19 protein-coding genes are annotated in these 15244 nt (G+C 69.2%); 2 read left to right on the forward strand and 17 right to left on the reverse strand.

Annotated elements, in window-relative coordinates; genetic code table 11:
* Nucleotides 1-83: 83 nt before the first annotated feature.
* Nucleotides 84-515: a nuclear transport factor 2 family protein gene (locus tag G3I65_RS15115; protein ID WP_160696675.1), complete on the reverse strand. Its 432-nt coding sequence runs from the start codon at nt 513-515 to the stop codon at nt 84-86.
* A 93-nt stretch (nt 516-608) separates the two neighbouring features.
* Here G3I65_RS15115 and G3I65_RS15120 point away from each other — a divergent pair, with 93 nt between their 5' ends.
* Nucleotides 609-1202 carry a TetR/AcrR family transcriptional regulator gene (locus tag G3I65_RS15120; protein ID WP_160696676.1) on the forward strand — a complete coding sequence of 198 codons (594 nt, stop codon included), beginning with the start codon at nt 609-611 and terminating at the stop codon, nt 1200-1202.
* 1 nt (nt 1203) lies between these two features.
* On the opposite strand, the gene G3I65_RS15125 is transcribed toward G3I65_RS15120, so the two are convergent.
* Nucleotides 1204-1779, reverse strand: coding sequence for a Uma2 family endonuclease (locus G3I65_RS15125; protein ID WP_160696677.1), 576 nt, complete (start codon nt 1777-1779; stop codon nt 1204-1206).
* 50 nt (nt 1780-1829) lie between these two features.
* Entirely contained in the window at nt 1830-3104 is a 1275-nt protein-coding gene (murA, locus tag G3I65_RS15130) for a UDP-N-acetylglucosamine 1-carboxyvinyltransferase (RefSeq protein ID WP_160696678.1), read from the reverse strand.
* Between the two features lie 61 nt (nt 3105-3165).
* Between murA and G3I65_RS15135 the strand changes: the two genes are divergently transcribed.
* The gene (locus tag G3I65_RS15135) at nt 3166-3738 is read left to right on the forward strand and encodes a cob(I)yrinic acid a,c-diamide adenosyltransferase (protein WP_160696679.1); all 573 of its coding nucleotides are present in this window, start codon (nt 3166-3168) and stop codon (nt 3736-3738) included.
* Here the strand turns inward: G3I65_RS15135 and G3I65_RS15140 are convergent.
* The 14 genes from G3I65_RS15140 to G3I65_RS15205 all read right to left on the reverse strand — a co-directional run bounded on the left by G3I65_RS15140 (nt 3735) and on the right by G3I65_RS15205 (nt 15217).
* Entirely contained in the window at nt 3735-3887 is a 153-nt protein-coding gene (locus tag G3I65_RS15140; protein WP_160696680.1) for a hypothetical protein, read from the reverse strand. The genes G3I65_RS15135 and G3I65_RS15140 overlap by 4 nt on opposite strands.
* A complete protein-coding gene (gene aroA, locus G3I65_RS15145) occupies nt 3887-5125 on the reverse strand; it encodes a 3-phosphoshikimate 1-carboxyvinyltransferase (RefSeq protein ID WP_160696681.1) in 1239 nt (412 codons plus the stop codon). The genes G3I65_RS15140 and aroA overlap by 1 nt, the downstream gene beginning before the upstream one ends.
* A 10-nt stretch (nt 5126-5135) precedes the next feature.
* Nucleotides 5136-5456 (reverse strand): putative quinol monooxygenase, encoded by a 321-nt coding sequence (locus tag G3I65_RS15150; RefSeq protein WP_160696682.1) that lies wholly within the window; start codon nt 5454-5456, stop codon nt 5136-5138.
* Nucleotides 5457-5512: 56 nt separating this feature from the next.
* Nucleotides 5513-5947 carry a DUF2550 domain-containing protein gene (locus tag G3I65_RS15155; RefSeq protein ID WP_125312947.1) on the reverse strand — a complete coding sequence of 145 codons (435 nt, stop codon included), beginning with the start codon at nt 5945-5947 and terminating at the stop codon, nt 5513-5515.
* A 25-nt stretch (nt 5948-5972) separates the two neighbouring features.
* Nucleotides 5973-6338, reverse strand: a complete 366-nt coding sequence (locus G3I65_RS15160) for a F0F1 ATP synthase subunit epsilon (RefSeq protein ID WP_125312946.1) — start codon at nt 6336-6338, stop codon at nt 5973-5975.
* A 114-nt stretch (nt 6339-6452) separates the two neighbouring features.
* Nucleotides 6453-7880, reverse strand: a complete 1428-nt coding sequence (gene atpD, locus G3I65_RS15165) for a F0F1 ATP synthase subunit beta (RefSeq protein ID WP_160696683.1) — start codon at nt 7878-7880, stop codon at nt 6453-6455.
* The gene (locus G3I65_RS15170; protein ID WP_160696684.1) at nt 7880-8818 is read right to left on the reverse strand and encodes a F0F1 ATP synthase subunit gamma; all 939 of its coding nucleotides are present in this window, start codon (nt 8816-8818) and stop codon (nt 7880-7882) included. The genes atpD and G3I65_RS15170 overlap by 1 nt, the downstream gene beginning before the upstream one ends.
* Before the next feature lie 11 nt (nt 8819-8829).
* On the reverse strand, nt 8830-10467 hold the full coding sequence (atpA, locus tag G3I65_RS15175) for a F0F1 ATP synthase subunit alpha (RefSeq protein ID WP_160696685.1): 1638 nt from the start codon (nt 10465-10467) through the stop codon (nt 8830-8832).
* Nucleotides 10468-10524: 57 nt separating this feature from the next.
* Complete coding sequence (locus G3I65_RS15180) at nt 10525-11349, reverse strand: F0F1 ATP synthase subunit delta (protein ID WP_160696686.1); 825 nt, start codon at nt 11347-11349, stop codon at nt 10525-10527.
* Nucleotides 11350-11355: 6 nt separating this feature from the next.
* Nucleotides 11356-11916, reverse strand: coding sequence for a F0F1 ATP synthase subunit B (locus tag G3I65_RS15185; protein ID WP_125312941.1), 561 nt, complete (start codon nt 11914-11916; stop codon nt 11356-11358).
* A gap of 29 nt (nt 11917-11945) precedes the next feature.
* Nucleotides 11946-12203 (reverse strand): ATP F0F1 synthase subunit C, encoded by a 258-nt coding sequence (locus G3I65_RS15190; RefSeq protein WP_160696687.1) that lies wholly within the window; start codon nt 12201-12203, stop codon nt 11946-11948.
* A gap of 55 nt (nt 12204-12258) precedes the next feature.
* Nucleotides 12259-13044, reverse strand: a complete 786-nt coding sequence (gene atpB, locus G3I65_RS15195; protein ID WP_160696688.1) for a F0F1 ATP synthase subunit A — start codon at nt 13042-13044, stop codon at nt 12259-12261.
* Nucleotides 13045-13567: 523 nt separating this feature from the next.
* Entirely contained in the window at nt 13568-14011 is a 444-nt protein-coding gene (locus G3I65_RS15200; protein ID WP_160696689.1) for a hypothetical protein, read from the reverse strand.
* 48 nt (nt 14012-14059) lie between these two features.
* Nucleotides 14060-15217, reverse strand: coding sequence for a glycosyltransferase family 4 protein (locus tag G3I65_RS15205; protein WP_160696690.1), 1158 nt, complete (start codon nt 15215-15217; stop codon nt 14060-14062).
* Between the last annotated feature and the right edge of the window lie 27 nt (nt 15218-15244).

Here is a 15244-nt window from a genome sequence, read left to right on the forward strand (position 1 = left end):
CCGCACGTGCCGCGACGCCGTTCGCGCGCAGCCCCGCGACGACCCGGCGGCCGGTGGTGCCGGTGCCGCCGACGACCAGGACGTCAGCCACGGTCGCCGCCGGTGAAGGCCGCGGTCAGCTCGTCCGCGCCGCCGAGCAGTTCCGCCGCGGCCTGCGGGCTCCAGTAGTCGCGGTACCGCCGGATCTCGCCGTCCTCGACGGTGATCACGGCGATGTACGACAGCTCGTACGGCCGCCGCGTCGCGACCACGACGCCGGCGACAGTGAACTCCGCGACGACCACGGCCGGGTCGGTGGTCTCGTGCACGGTCTTCGCCGTGACCTCCCGGATGTCCAGCAGGTTCGGGTAGTCGCGCAGGTACTCGCGGATGGCGTCCCGGCCTTCGACGCGCGCCGGGTAGCCCGGGGCGGCGAACGGGAACTCGAGGACGCCGTCCTCGGCCCAGAGCCCGGCGAACCCGGCCATGTCGTGCTTGAGCAGCAGCTCCAGCGCGTGCTCGACGAAGTCGCGCATCGCAGCCTCCTTGAACGTTTGGACGGGACGGTACCGTCCCGACGTCAGGATAGACGGGACGGTACCGTTCCGTCCACCCGCTACACTGCCGCCATGGCACGCACCCCGACCGGCGCCGCGGTCCTCCAGCCCGAGGTCACGCAGGCGATCAGCGAAGCCGTCATGTGGGAACTCGCCGAGCAGGGCTACGGGCGGCTGTCGATGGAAGCGGTGGCGAAACGCGCCGGCGTCGGCAAGAGCGCGCTGTACCGGCGGTGGGCGTCGAAGGAGCACATGATCGCCTCCGTGGTGACGGAGTTCAGCGTGACCCGCGCGGCGGAGGCCGACACCGGCTCCCTGCGCGGCGACCTGCGCGAGACGATGCAGGCGCTGATCGACTGGCTCACGCACCCGCTGTTCTCGCGGATCCTGCCGGACCTGGTCGCGGAGGACGCCCGCAACCCGGACCACGGCGCCGGCCTGCGCGGGGCCATCGGCGGCCCGCGCCGCGAGGTCGGCGAGACGATGCTGCGCCGCGCGATCACCCGCGGCGAGCTACCCGCGGACCTGGACATGGAAATGGCACTCGACGTCCTGGCCGCCCCGATCTACTGGCGGCTGGTGGTCCGACAGGCCGAGGCGGAGCCGGACTACGTGGACCGCCTGGTGGCGTACGCCCTGCGCGCACTGGGCGCGCAGGAAGGGTGAGTCAGAGCAGGTCGGCCAGATCCATCGCGAAGTCGAACGGATCCGACACCGCCAGCTTGCCCTTGTGCGCGCCGGACGAGGTGTACACGCGGGTCGTCGGATCGAGCCGGTAGCAGAAGATCGTGAGCCCGCGGACGTCGTCGGTCTCGTTCTCGACGCGCCAGAAGTGCGGGATCCCGGCGGCCGCGTACTCCGCGGGCTTGTCCGTCTGGTCGGCGGTGATCGAACCCGGGGACATCACTTCGATCACCAGCGAGCAGTGCTCGGGCCGCAGTACGGTGTCGGCGTCCAGCGACGCGTCGTAGACCACCAGATCGGGGCGGCGGTTGAGCAACGGCACGTCCCGCAAGCGGAGGTCGACGTCGAACTCCACCGCCAGCTCGGCCCCGCACGCCTCTTCGAGTGCGTAGGACATCCGCCGGATGATCTTCTGGTGCGGGCGGCGCGGGGCCGGGTTCACGACAATCGCTCCATCGACGATCTCGATGACACGGCAGACTTCTTCGGGCAGCGCTTCGTATCCTTCGACCGAAAGGCCCTCGGGCGGGAGCACCATCCAGTCGGGCAGCGCCGTCATCGCAACCCCCTGTCCGCGGTTTACAGAGGTTTACGATACCCGTTGCGGAGTCAGTTCCGCTCGGGCTCGCCGCTGACCCGCTCGATGCGCGCGCCCAGCCGGTTCAGGTTCTCCACGAAGTGGGGGTAGCCGCGGTCGATGTGGAAGACGTCCCAGACCTCCGTGACGCCGTCCGCGCACAGGCCCGCCAGCACCAGGCCGGCGCCCGCGCGGATGTCGGAGGCCCAGACCGGGGCGCTCGAGAGCTGGGAGACGCCGCGGACCACCGCGTGGTGGCCGTCCGTGCGGGCGTCGCCGGACAGGCGGACCATCTCCTCGATGAAGCGGAAGCGCGCCTCGTAGACGTTCTCCGTGATCATCGACGTGCCCTCGGACACCGCCGACAGCGCCACCGCGAAGGGCTGCAGGTCGGTCGCGAAGCCCGGGTACGGCAGCGTCACCCAGTCGACCGCCTTCGGGCGCTCCGGCTGGATCACGCGGAAGCCCTTGTCGTCGAACGTCTCGACCTCGGCGCCGGCCAGTTCCAGCTTGTTCAGCACCAGGTCGAGGTGGTGCGGGTTGACGCCGCGGACGGTGATGTCGCCGCGGGTCATCGAGGCGGCGAACGCCCAGGTCGCGCCCACGATCCGGTCGCCGATCACGCTGTGGGTGGTCGGGTGCAGCTTCTCGACGCCGTGCACCGTCAGCGTCGACGTCCCGGCGCCTTCGATCTTCGCACCCATCTCGACCAGCATCGTGCAGATGTCGGCGATCTCGGGCTCGCGCGCGCAGTTGTCGATGACCGTGGTGCCCTCGGCCAGCACGGCCGCCATGAGGATGTTCTCGGTCGCGCCGACGCTCGGGAAGTCCAGCCAGATCTGCGCGCCGACCAGCGTCTCGGCCTTCGCGACGACGCAGCCGTGCTCGATCGTGCTCGTCGCGCCCAGCTTGCGCAGGCCGTTCTGGTGCATGTCCAGCGGGCGCGAGCCGATCGCGTCGCCGCCCGGCAGCGCCACGACGGCCTGCTTCAGCCGCCCGACCAGCGGGCCCAGCACGCAGACGGACGCGCGCAGCTTGCCCATCGCCGCCGAGTCCGCGCGGTGCGACAGCTCGGCCGGCGTCGTGATGGTGGCGGTGTCACCCTCGATGACGACCTCGCAGCCGACGCTCCGCAGCACGTCGCCCATCAGCGGGACGTCGAGGATCTGCGGGCAGTTCGTGATGGTCGTGGTGCCCTCCGCGAGGAGGGCGGCGGCCATCAGCTTCAGCACGCTGTTCTTGGCGCCGACCACGTCGACCTCGCCGACCAGCCGGGCTCCGCCATGCACGTCGAAGTGCTCGCTCATGGCCGCCAATCATGCCCTCTCGCCCGGATTCGGCCCGGGCGGGGGCCGCTATGGTGGGTTCATGGTCGTTCGCATCAACCGCGTCTACACGAAGGTCGGCGACAACGGCACGACCGCGCTCGGCGACGGGTCCCGCGTGCCCAAGACGTCCCCGCGGCTGGGCGCGTACGCGGACACCGACGAGACGAACTCCGTGCTGGGCCTGGCGATCGCCGTCGGTGCGCTGCCGTCCGAGGTGAGCGATGTGCTGCGTACCGTGCAGAACGATCTCTTCGACGTCGGCGCCGACCTGTGCCTGCCGATTTCCGACGACCCGCCGTACCCGCCGCTGCGGATCACGGAGAAGTACGTCGAGCGGCTCGAAGGCTGGTGCGACGAGTTCAACGAGCGCCTGCCGAAGCTGACGTCGTTCATCCTGCCGGGCGGCACGCCGGGCGCGGCCTTCCTGCACCAGGCGCGCACGGTGTCCCGGCGCGCCGAACGCAGCGCGTGGGCGCTGTACGAGGCCGAGCCGGAGACGACGAACCCGATCGCGGTGAAGTACCTGAACCGGCTCTCGGACCTGCTGTTCATCCTCGCCCGGCTGGCGAACCCCGAGGGTGACGTGCTGTGGCAGCCGGGCGGGCAGCCCTAGCCCAGCCTGCCCTGTTCCTGAGCGGCCCAGTAACGCTCGAGGTCGACGTCCGGTGTCCCGTCGAACGCCGGGTCCACGGCCTGCGTCGTGACCATGTCCTCCGGCTTCACGCGCTCCGGCAGCTTGGCGAAGCGGTTCTCGTCGGCCATCAGATACCCCAGCTCTCCCGCAGGGTCCCCAGCGCCTGGTGGAAGCCGGGGAAGGTCTTCTTCACGCAGTCCGGGTCGTCCAGGCTGATGCCGGACGTGCGCAGGCCGGTGATGCTGAACGCCATCGCGATCCGGTGGTCGCGGCGGCACTTGATCAGCGCGCCGGTGGGCGTGCCCGGCCGGATCTCGATCCAGTCGCGGCCCGTCTCGACGTCGACGCCCAGCGCGCGCAGGTTCTCCTCGCAGGCGTCGAGGCGGTCGCACTCCTTGATGCGCGTGTTGTAGACGTCCTCGATGCGCACCGGGCCCGCGGCGAACGGCGCGATCGCCGCCAGCGTCGGGACGGTGTCCGAGATGTCGCGCATGTTGACCGTGATCCCGCGCAGGCCGTCCGACGGGCCCGCGACCGTCACCGAGTCCTCACCCAGCTCGACGTGGGCGCCCATGTCACGCAGCACGTCGACGAACTTCACGTCGCCCTGCAGCGCCGAAGAGCCGAGCCCCGGGATGGTCACCGTGCGGCCGGTGACCGCCGCCGCGGCGAGGAAGTAGCTGGCCGTCGACGCGTCCGGCTCCACCGGGTATTCGCAGGCCTGGTACGGCGTGGGCGGGACGACGAACGTCTTCCCCTCGCGCCGGACGTCGACGCCGAAGCGGCGCATCATCTCCAGCGTGATCTCGACGTAGGGCACCGACACCAGGTCGGTCACCGTGATCCGCAGCCCCTCCGCGGTCAGCGGCCCGAGCAGCAGCAACGCGGTCAGGAACTGCGAGGACAGCCCCGCGTCGAGGGTCAGCTCGCCGCCCTTGACGCCGTCCGCGCGGACGGTCAGCGGGTGGTGGCCCGGCTCACCGCCGAACTCGAGGTCGACGCCCAGCTCCTGCAGCGCGTCGGTCAGCGGTCCGAGCGGGCGCCGGCGCATCTGGTCGGACGCGTCGAAGTGGAACGTCCCGTTGCCCGCCGCGGCCAACGCCGGCAGGAACCGGGCGGTGGTGGCGCCGTCGCGGCAGAAAACCTCGGCGGAAGCGACCCCAGGGCCGGCCGGGCGGCCCTCGATCGTCCACGCGCCCGGCTGTCGGTCGACGCGGTAGCCGAGCTTGACGAGCCCCTCGGCGAAGCCCTCGGTGTCGTCCGAGTGCAGCGGACGACCGAGGGTCGTGGTGCCGTGCGCGGCGGCGGCCAGGAACAGGCCGCGGGCGGTGACGGACTTGGAGCCGGGGATCTCGACGAGGGTCACGGACCCCAGTTTAGTGCGGCTGGATCTCGGCCATCGGGCCCCAGTCGGAGGCGTCCTGGACGTTGATGATGCGCGGGTTGTCGCTGATGTAGGCACCCAGGTTCTCGACGGCCCACTTGAAGTGGTCGGACCCGACGTGCGCGACGGCGGCGTCCTGGCCGTCGAAGCCCTCGACCAGCACGTAGGTGTTCTTGTCCTCGAGGCTGCGGGACCATTCGAAGAACCGGTTGCCGTCTTCGGCGCGGGTGTTCCGGGTGTAGTCGGCGACGATTTCCGGCCAGTCTTCGGCGTGCTCGGGCTTGACCGGGAACTTGACCACGATGAAGATCATGCGCTCAACCGTAGGCCAAACCAGGGGCCGTGGCTGTCCCAGTTTGAGACAGTCAGTCAGGAAGCGCGTGGGAGGCGTCGCCCCGGCGGGGCGGATTCGAGCCAGGAGAGGAAGCCGGTCAGCGCGCCCGGGCCCATGGCGATCTCGATCGCCTCCTGGGTCTCCGACTCGCAGCGCAGCACGGTCGAACCTTCGGGAACGGCGTAGGCCTCGCTCCCGGACGGGTCCCGCCGGTCGGCGATCTGCATGCTTTCCCGCTGGAAGACGCGGTCCGGACCGGTCCGCAGGCTCCACACGCGGTACCAGACGAACTCGTCGCCCTCGTAGCGGCCCAGCCCCAGGTGCCAGCTGGACCGCGCGGCGTCCGGACGCCACCGAAGCGCGACGCTCACGCCACCACCGCGGCGCATCCGGATCCACCGCTGGCCGTACCAGGCGGCCAGCACGGCGAGCACGATCAGGAGCCCGACTACGACCACGGTGATCTTCACGGCCCGGCTCCTGCCCGTCTCCCGCTCAGGCCGACTGACCTGCCGCGCGGAGCTGGGCCGTGGCCCTCGTCCGCTCGGTCTCGTCGTCGGCGCTCAGTGCCGCCTTCGCCGCGTCGACGTCGATCTCGTCGGACAGTTCGGCGCTCTCGGCGAGGATGCTGACCCCGGTGCCGGTGACCGACAGGAACCCGCCGTGCACGGCCGCGCAGACCGTCTCGCCGTCGGTGGTCGTCACCTTGACCACGCCACCCTCGACGAGCTGCCCGAGCACGGGCTCGTGGCCGGCCATGATGCCGATCTCACCCTCGGTGGTCTGCGCCACCACGAAAGTGGCGGTACCCGACCAGAGACGGCGCTCGACGGCCACCAGCTCCACGGACATCTCAGCCACGTAGCACTCCTTCGCTCGGGGTGTTACCACCGAGTGTAATAGGTCTGACTCAAGCTATGAGAACGGCGGGGGCCCGAGTCCACATAGGACACTGCCCCCGCCGTCGTCAGGACATCACTTCTTGGTGATTTCCTTGTACTTCTTCTCGAGGTCTTCGAGGCCACCGATACCCAGGAACGCCTGCTCCGGGTAGTGGTCGAAGTCACCCTTGGTGATGCGATCGAACGACTCGATGGTCTCCGACAGCGGCACCGTCGAGCCCGGGATCTGCGTGAACGCCTCGGCGACCAGCATGTTCTGCGACAGGAACCGCTCGATGCGGCGCGCGCGCTGAACGGTCAGCTTGTCCTCTTCCGAGAGCTCGTCCATACCGAGGATCGCGATGATGTCCTGCAGTTCCTTGTACTTCTGCAGGATCCGGATGACCTCGGACGCCACGCGGTAGTGGTCCTCACCGACGATGGCCGGGTCGAGGATCGTCGACGTCGACGCCAGCGGGTCCACCGCCGGGAAGATGCCCTTCTGGAACACGCCACGCGAGAGCTCGGTGGTGGCGTCCAGGTGGGCGAACGTCGCGGCCGGGGCCGGGTCGGTGTAGTCGTCCGCGGGGACGTAGATCGCCTGCATCGAGGTGATCGAGCGACCCCGGGTCGAGGTGATCCGCTCCTGCAGCTGCCCCATCTCGTCGGCCAGCGTCGGCTGGTAACCCACGGCCGAAGGCATGCGGCCCAGCAGGGTCGACACCTCGGAGCCGGCCTGGGTGAACCGGAAGATGTTGTCGATGAACAGCAGCACGTCCTGGTTCTGGACGTCGCGGAAGTACTCCGCCATGGTCAGCGCCGACAGCGCGACGCGCATGCGCGTGCCCGGCGGCTCGTCCATCTGGCCGAACACGAGGGCGGTGTCGTTGATGACGCCGTCCTCGGACATCTCCAGGAAGAGGTCGTTGCCCTCACGGGTGCGCTCGCCGACACCGGCGAACACCGACGTACCACCGAAGTTCCGGGCGACGCGGGTGATCATCTCCTTGATGAGCACCGTCTTGCCGACGCCGGCACCGCCGAACAGGCCGATCTTGCCACCCTCGACGTACGGGGTGAGCAGGTCGACGACCTTGAGGCCGGTCTCCAGCATCGTCGTCTTGCCCTCGAGCTGGTCGAAGGAAGGCGGGTTGCGGTGGATGCCCCAGCGCTCGAGGTCCTCGCCGTAGCCGGGCTCGTCGAGGCACTCGCCGAGGGCGTTGTAGACGTGGCCCTTGACCTTGTCGCCGACCGGGACCGTGATCGGGCCGCCGGTGTCGGTGACCTCGGCGCCGCGCACCAGGCCGTCCTGCGGCTGCAGGGAGATGGTGCGGACGAGGTTGTCACCGAGGTGGCTGGCGACCTCGAGGGTCACCGTCTTGCGGAGCTGCTCGAACTCGATCTCGACCTTGAGGGCGTTGAACTGGTCGGGCACGGAACCGCGCGGGAACTCGACGTCGACGACCGGCCCGGTCACCGAGACGATGCGCCCCTTGGCGCGCGGGGCTTCAGTACTGGTCATCAATCATCACTTCCTGCTGCGGTGAGCGCGTTCGCGCCACCGACGATTTCGGAGATCTCCTGGGTGATCTGCGCCTGGCGGGCCTGGTTCATCTCCCGCGTCAGGTTGCCGACCAGCTCGTTCGCGTTGTCCGACGCCGCCTTCATCGCGGTCCGGCGGGCGGCCAGTTCGGACGCCGCGGACTCGAGGAGGGCCGCGTAGAGCCGGGTGTTGATGTACTTCGGCAGGAGCGAGTCCAGCAGCTTGTCGGCACTGGGCTCGAACTCGTAGCTGGGGAGCAGCCCGGCGGGCTTCTCCTCTTCGCCTTCGGAGTACTCGACCTCGAGCGGCGCGACGCGCTTGGCGACCGGCCGCTGGGTCAGCATCGACACGAACTCGGTGTAGACGACGTGGATCTCGTCGACGCCCGTGATGCCGTCGGCGTTGCCGTCCGCGTCGTCCGCACCCAGCATGAACGACTCCACCAGGGCGTCCCCGGCGGCGACCGCGTCGGTGTAACCCGGCTGGTCGGAGAAGCCCGTCCAGCCGTTCACGACGTCGCGGTTGCGGAACCGGTAGTAGTTCAGCCCCTTGTTGCCGGTGACGTAGACCTGCGGCTCCTTGCCCTCCTTGCGGAGGAGGGCGAGCAGCTCTTCAGTCGCGCGCAACACGTTGGAGTTGTACCCGCCGCACTGGCCCTTGTCACTGGTCACGACCAGGACAGCGGCCCGCTTCGGGTTCGGGCGCTCGACCAGCATGGGGTGGTCGAGCGTGGTGGCCGCGCCGGCCAGCGCCGAGAGCACCTTGGTGATCTCGTCCGCGTACGGCCGGGAGGCGGCGACCCGCGCCCGCGCCTTGGTGATGCGCGCGGTGGCGATGAGCTCCATCGCCTTCGTGATCTTGCCGATCGACTTGGTCGCCTTGATGCGCGACCGGAGTTCCCGGAGTTGTGCGGCCATGAGCTACCAGCTCACTTCTTCGGGGCGGGCTTGTTGACCTTGACGGTCTCCTGCCCGACCTTGTCGTGGTCCATGGCGTCGGCGTTCTCCTCGAGGGGCTTGCCCTCGGACGTGGTGAACTCCTTCTTGAACTCGTTCACCGCGGCGACCAGCGCGTCGGCGGTCTCCGGCGGGAACTTGCCGGTGTCGCGGATCGAGCCGAGGATCTCCGCGTGCTTGCGGCGGGCCGAGTCGATGAACTCGTGGTTGAAGCGGCGCACGTCCTCGGTCGGGACCGAGTCGTAGTGGCCGTTCGTGCCCAGGTACACCGTGGCGACCTGCTCCTCGACCGGGATCGGGGTGTACTGCGGCTGCTTGAGCACCTCGTACAGCCGGGCACCGCGCTCGAGCTGCGCCTTCGACGCGTCGTCGAGGTCCGAGGCGAAGGCCGCGAAGGCCTCCAGCTCGCGGTACTGCGACAGGTCGATGCGGAGCGAGCCCGCGACGTCCTTCATCGCCTTGACCTGCGCGGCACCACCCACGCGGGACACCGAGATGCCCACGTCGATGGCCGGGCGCTGGCCCGAGTTGAACAGGTCCGACTGGAAGAAGCACTGGCCGTCGGTGATCGAGATGACGTTCGTCGGGATGTAGGCCGACACGTCGTTGGCCTTCGTCTCGATGATCGGCAGCCCGGTCAGCGAGCCGGCGCCCAGCTCGTCCGACAGCTTCGCGCAGCGCTCCAGCAGGCGGGAGTGCAAGTAGAAGACGTCGCCGGGGAACGCCTCGCGGCCCGGCGGGCGGCGCAGCAGCAGCGAGATCGCGCGGTAGGCGTCGGCCTGCTTGGTCAGGTCGTCGAACACGATGAGGACGTGCTTGCCCTCGTACATCCAGTGCTGGCCGATGGCCGAGCCGGTGTACGGCGCGATCCACTTGAAGCCGGCCGAGTCGGACGCGGGGGCCGCGACGATGGTGGTGTACTCCAGCGCGCCGGCGTCCTCGAGGGACTTCTTCACGGCGGCGATCGTGGAGCCCTTCTGGCCGACCGCGACGTAGATGCAGCGGACCTGCTTCTTCGGGTCGCCGGTCTCCCAGTTGGCCTTCTGGTTGATGATCGTGTCCACGGCGACGGCGGTCTTGCCCGTCTTGCGGTCACCGATGATCAGCTGGCGCTGGCCGCGGCCGATCGGCGTCATCGCGTCGATGGCGGTGATGCCGGTCTGCAGCGGCTCCGACACCGGCTGGCGCTCGACGACCGAAGCGGCCTTGAGCTCCAGCGCGCGGCGCTCGGTGGTCTCGATGTCGCCGAGGCCGTCGATCGCCTGGCCCAGCGGGTTGACGACGCGGCCGAGGTAGCCGTCGCCGACCGGCACCGACAGGACCTGGCCGGTGCGCTTGACCTGGTGGCCCTCTTCGATGCTCTCGAAGTCACCGAGGATCGCGGCACCGATTTCGCGGGCGTCGAGGTTCAGGGCGACACCCAGCACACCGCCGGGGAACTCGAGCAGCTCGTTCGCCATGGCCGAGGGGAGCCCCTCGACGTGGGCGATGCCGTCACCGGCGTCGACCACGACGCCAACTTCTTCCCGGCTCACGTCCGGGGCGTAACTCGAGACGTAGTTCTCGATCGCGCTACGGATCTCATCCGAGGAGATCGTCAGCTCGGCCATGTCTTTCCCGCTCTCGCTTCGTTCTTGCCAGTATGCAAAGTCTTGTGTGACCTCGGGCTATGCCCGGGCCAGCCGCCTGCGCAGCGCCGCCAGCTGGCCCGCCGCGCTCCCGTCGATGACCTCGTCGCCGACGCGGACGACGAGACCGCCGCCGAGCCGGGGGTCGACCTCGACGTGCAGCGCGATCGGCCGTCCGTAGATGGCGTCGAGCTTCGCGCCCAGCTGGGCGGTCTGCTCGTCGGACAGGGCGTTCGCGCTGGTCACGTAGGCGACCGAACGCTGGCGCCGTTCCGCGGCCAGCTTGACCAGCTTGTCGAGCCCGACGCCGACGCCGCGGCCCTTGGCCCGGCGCACGACCTGCTCGACGAGGGTCTCGGTGACCACGTCCACCTTGTCGGCGAACAGCCCGCGCACCAGGGTGCGCTTCGCGTCGGCGGGACCGGCCAGGTCGGAGAGCGCGGTCTCCAGCTCCGGAGCGCCGGCCACGACCCGCGCGATCTGGAACAGCTGGGACTCGACGGTGTCGACGTTCCCGGTCTTCTCGGCGGCGCTGAGCAGCGCCGAGCGGCCGAGCTCCTCGAGCCCGTCGACCAGCTCGCGAGGGCTGGACCAGCGGCTGCCCGCCACGGCGTCGAGCACCTTGAGGGCCGGTTCGGAAAGCTTCCCGTCGAACAGCCGGCGCACCAGCCCGGTGCGCGCCTCCGGCGACGTCGAAGCGTCGCTCACCGCCCGGCGCAGGCCGATTTCCCGGTCCAGCAGGTCGACGACCGAGAGCAGCTCGTCGCCGACCGTGGCCGCGTCGGCTCCCGCGTCGGCCAGAACCTCGCCGAGGCGTTCCTCGGCGAGGCCGAGCGCTTCACGGCTCGCAGCATGCAGCGTCATTTCTGGCTACTTCCCCGCTCCGTTGGAGGCACCGGCGGTCTCCAGCTCCGCCAGGAACCGGTCGACGGTGCCACGACGGCGCGCCTCGTCTTCGAGCGACTCACCGACGATGCGGCTCGCCAGCTCGACGGCGTTGCGGCCCATGTCGGCCCGCAGCTCGGCGATGATCTGCGCCTTCTGGGCCTGCAGCTGGGCCTGCCCCTGGGCGACGATGCGCTGGGACTCGGCCTCGGCCTCGGCCCGCAGCTCCGCCTTGATCTGCTCGGCTTCGAGCCGCGCGTCGTCGCGGATCTTGGCGGCCTCGGTCCGGGCCTCCTGCAGCTGGGCCTTGTACGTGGCCAGGGCCTCTTCGGCCTCGGCCTGGGCCTTCTCGGCCTTCTCGATGCCACCCTCGATCTTCTGCGCACGCTCTTCGTACGCGGCCTCGAAGCGAGGGACGACGTACTTCTTGAGGATGAACAGCAGGATGAGGAAGGCGACGATGCCGAGGATCAGCTCCGAGATGTCGGGGATGATCGGGTTGTGCGTTTCGCCCTCTGCGGCGAGGACCAAGGCACTGTTCAGCACGGCGTCTCCTTAAAGCGATGAGCCGAAACTCAGGCGGCGGAGGCGATGAAGTAGATGACGATGCCGATCAGGGCGAGCACCTCGGTAAGCACGAAGGTCGAGAAGCCGATGCCCTGCAGCTTGCCCTGCGCCTCCGGCTGACGCGCGGTGCCGTTGATGACGGCCGCGAAGATCAGGCCCACGCCGATGCCCGGGCCGATCGCGCCCAGGCCGTAACCGATGGCCGCGAGGCCGGCGTTGAGGTTGACCTGCTCCGCGGCGGCCTGGGCCAGAACGATGTTGCTCACGTGCATTTCCCTTCACTTCGGTCCACGCGCTCGCGTGGATCGGGGGCTTGTGTTCTCAGTGCTCCGACGCCAGCGCGGCGCCGATGTACCCAGCCGACAGCAGGGCGAAGATGTAGGCCTGCAGCACCTGGATGAAGGCCTCGAGGAAGGTCATCCCGATGGCGAAGATCCAGGCCACCAGCGAGACCGGCTTCAGCGCCCAGCTCGACGTCTCGGTCAGCAGGAAGGTGCCGCCGAGGGTGAACACCGCCAGGATCAGGTGACCCGCGAACATGGCGGCGAAAACACGGATGGCGAGCGTCAGCGGGTTGAGGAAGAACTTCTCCGCGAACTCGATGAGCGAGAAGAGCGGCAGCACCGCCTTCGGCACGCCCGGCGGGGCCAGTTCCTTCTTGAAGTAGCCCGCGAAACCGTGCCGCTTGAACCCGACGAAGTGGTAGACCGGGTAGACGACGAGGACCGACAGGGCGACCGGGAAGCCGAATCGCGCCATGGTCGGGAACTGCAGGACGGGGATGATCCCGTAGAGGTTGTTCACCAGCACGAAGGTGAACAGTGCGAAAACGAGGGGGACGAACGACTTGAAGTCCTTCGAACCGATCTGCTCGCGCGCGATGTTGTTGCGGCTGAAGTCGTAGATCGACTCGGCGACGAACTGCCCCTTGCTCGGAACGACCTTGAGCTTGCGGGTCGCCAGCAGGAAGTACGTCGCGATGATGACCACCGAAAGCACGACGAGCAGCATCGGCTTGGTGACGCTGCCGAACAACGCCGGCAACTCGAAGCTTTCGGCGCCGGGCGGCGCGAATACCGCACCCTCGGCCAAAACCAGCGCGCCCACTGGGCTCCTTCCGGTTCTCCCGGCCGGCGTTCACTCCGCCGGGGGAATCGTCACGATCTGGACTTAACGTACCCGATACGTATCGGGACGTCGGAGGCGGCTACCCCACTGTCCGCAGAACACGACTTCACGTTCTGCACACGGGGTTCTCTCGCGTGAACACTGCCCTGCGGTCTACTTCGGACCAGCTGCTGGCGAGGCGGAACTACACGGTCGCCACACTGCTGATCGCGGTTCGTCTTAGGGAGTGCGCGGACGAGGCCGCCACCCTTGACGCGGACCATACCAGCAGGTCAATCAGTGCCGTACACGCGTACTCCATACCCACCGATCAGCCCAGGACTTAGGTCCCGGGTCCACCAGGGACCGAGGTCCGGACCGGCACGGGACCCGCTCCGGAACGGCCCAGTTGAGGGGTCCCGGGCCGGTGTCCGGCCGGCACGTCATGTGGCGCCGGTCACACTCTGGCGGCCGCATGGGGGTTCACCGAGCGTAACGGAACTGTCCGGCAAATCGGACGGCGTCAGGAAGGGATGATCGTCGGGATCTTGGTCTTGCGGAAGGCCGCGAACTCGGCCGCGGCGGCCAGCAGGATGGCGACGATCATGGTGATGCCGAGCGAAAGCGGGTGCAGCGCGGTGACGCCCTTCAGCGCGGTGAGGGCGCCGAACAGCAGGACGATCTTCACGACGTACCCGCCGAGCGCGATGACCATGACGAACATCGGGTCCTGCCCCGCGCTGAAGCGCATCAGGCCCAGGGTCGACAGCGACGCGATCAGCGCGAGCACCCCGCCGACGAGCGAACCGAGGAAGCCGTGCAGCCCGAAGAGCACGCTGAACAGCACGATGCACACCAGCACGGCGGGCGGGGTGATCAGCAGCGAGGCCTTCGTCATCGCGCGGGCCGCCTGCAGCACCACCTTGGCGTGCGGGTTCTCCTGGTCCTGCGGTTCGGTCTCGGTCACAGCTGACTCCCTGCTCGGTTCGGCACCGAGTGTAGAGAACCCCGCCGGTCAGGTGCCGGGCTGGTTGCGCGAGCGCAGCCTCGGCACGATCGAAACCACCACCGCGAACACCAGGCCCGCCCCGATGATCCACAGCGCCGCGGCGTCGTCGAAGAGCGTCACCGACACCGCACCGAACGCCAGGATCCCGGCCCACAAGTAGATCAGCAGGACCGCGCGGCGCTGGGAGTGGCCGATCTCCAGCAGGCGGTGGTGCAGGTGCATCTTGTCGGCCGCGAACGGGCTTTCGCCGCGGCGCGTGCGGCGGACGACCGCCATGATCAGGTCCAGCATCGGCACGAACAGCACCGCCGCCACGACCACCAGCGGCGACAGCAGCGCGATCGCGTCCTTGCCGCTGAACTGCGGGTACGGCACGCGGCCGGACGCGGACGTCGTCGCGCCCGCGAGCATCAGGCCGATCATCATCGAGCCCGAGTCGCCCATGAAGATCTTCGCCGGTTGGAAGTTGTAGGGCAGGAAGCCCAGACAGGCGCCGGCGAGCGTGGCCGCGATCAGCGCGGGCGGGTAGGTGCCGACGTCGCCGCCGGAGCTGTCCAGCAGGCCCAGCGAGAACGCGCACGTCGCGGCCGCCGCGATGAAGCCGAGCCCGCCGGCCAGTCCGTCGAGGCCGTCGACGAAGTTCATCGCGTTGACCATCACCACGACCATCACGACGGTCAGCAGCGCGCCCTGGTTCTTGTCGAGCACCAGCACCGAGCCGAACGAGTCGCCGCTGCCGCCCCACGGCACCCAGAACGACACCCACTGCACGCCGAAGATGACCAGGATCCCGGCGCACATGACCTGGCCGGCCAGCTTCGTCCAGGCGTCCAGCTCGAACCGGTCGTCGAGCGCGCCGATCAGCGAGATCACGCCCGCCGCGAGCAGCACGCCGACCGAGTCGAACGAGGCGTCGAACCCGTGCGACAGCGCGGGCAGCTGGTGGGCGAGGCCCATCGCGCCGGCGACGCCGAGGTAGATGCCGACGCCGCCCATCCGCGGGATCGGGGCGACGTGGACGTCGCGCGCCCGCGGGTTGGCGATCGCGCCGACGCGGATGGCGAGCCTTCGGATGAGGCCGGTCAGCAGGTAGGTCACGGCCGCCGCGGTCAGCGCGACGAGGATGTATTCCCGGATGGGGAGGAGACCGGATGTGGGCGGCACGGGTGCGTCACGCTCGCGGGGTCGGGG

This window comes from Amycolatopsis sp. SID8362 (genome assembly GCF_010550475.1).
GTDB classification, from domain to species: Bacteria; Actinomycetota; Actinomycetes; order Mycobacteriales; family Pseudonocardiaceae; genus Amycolatopsis; species Amycolatopsis eburnea.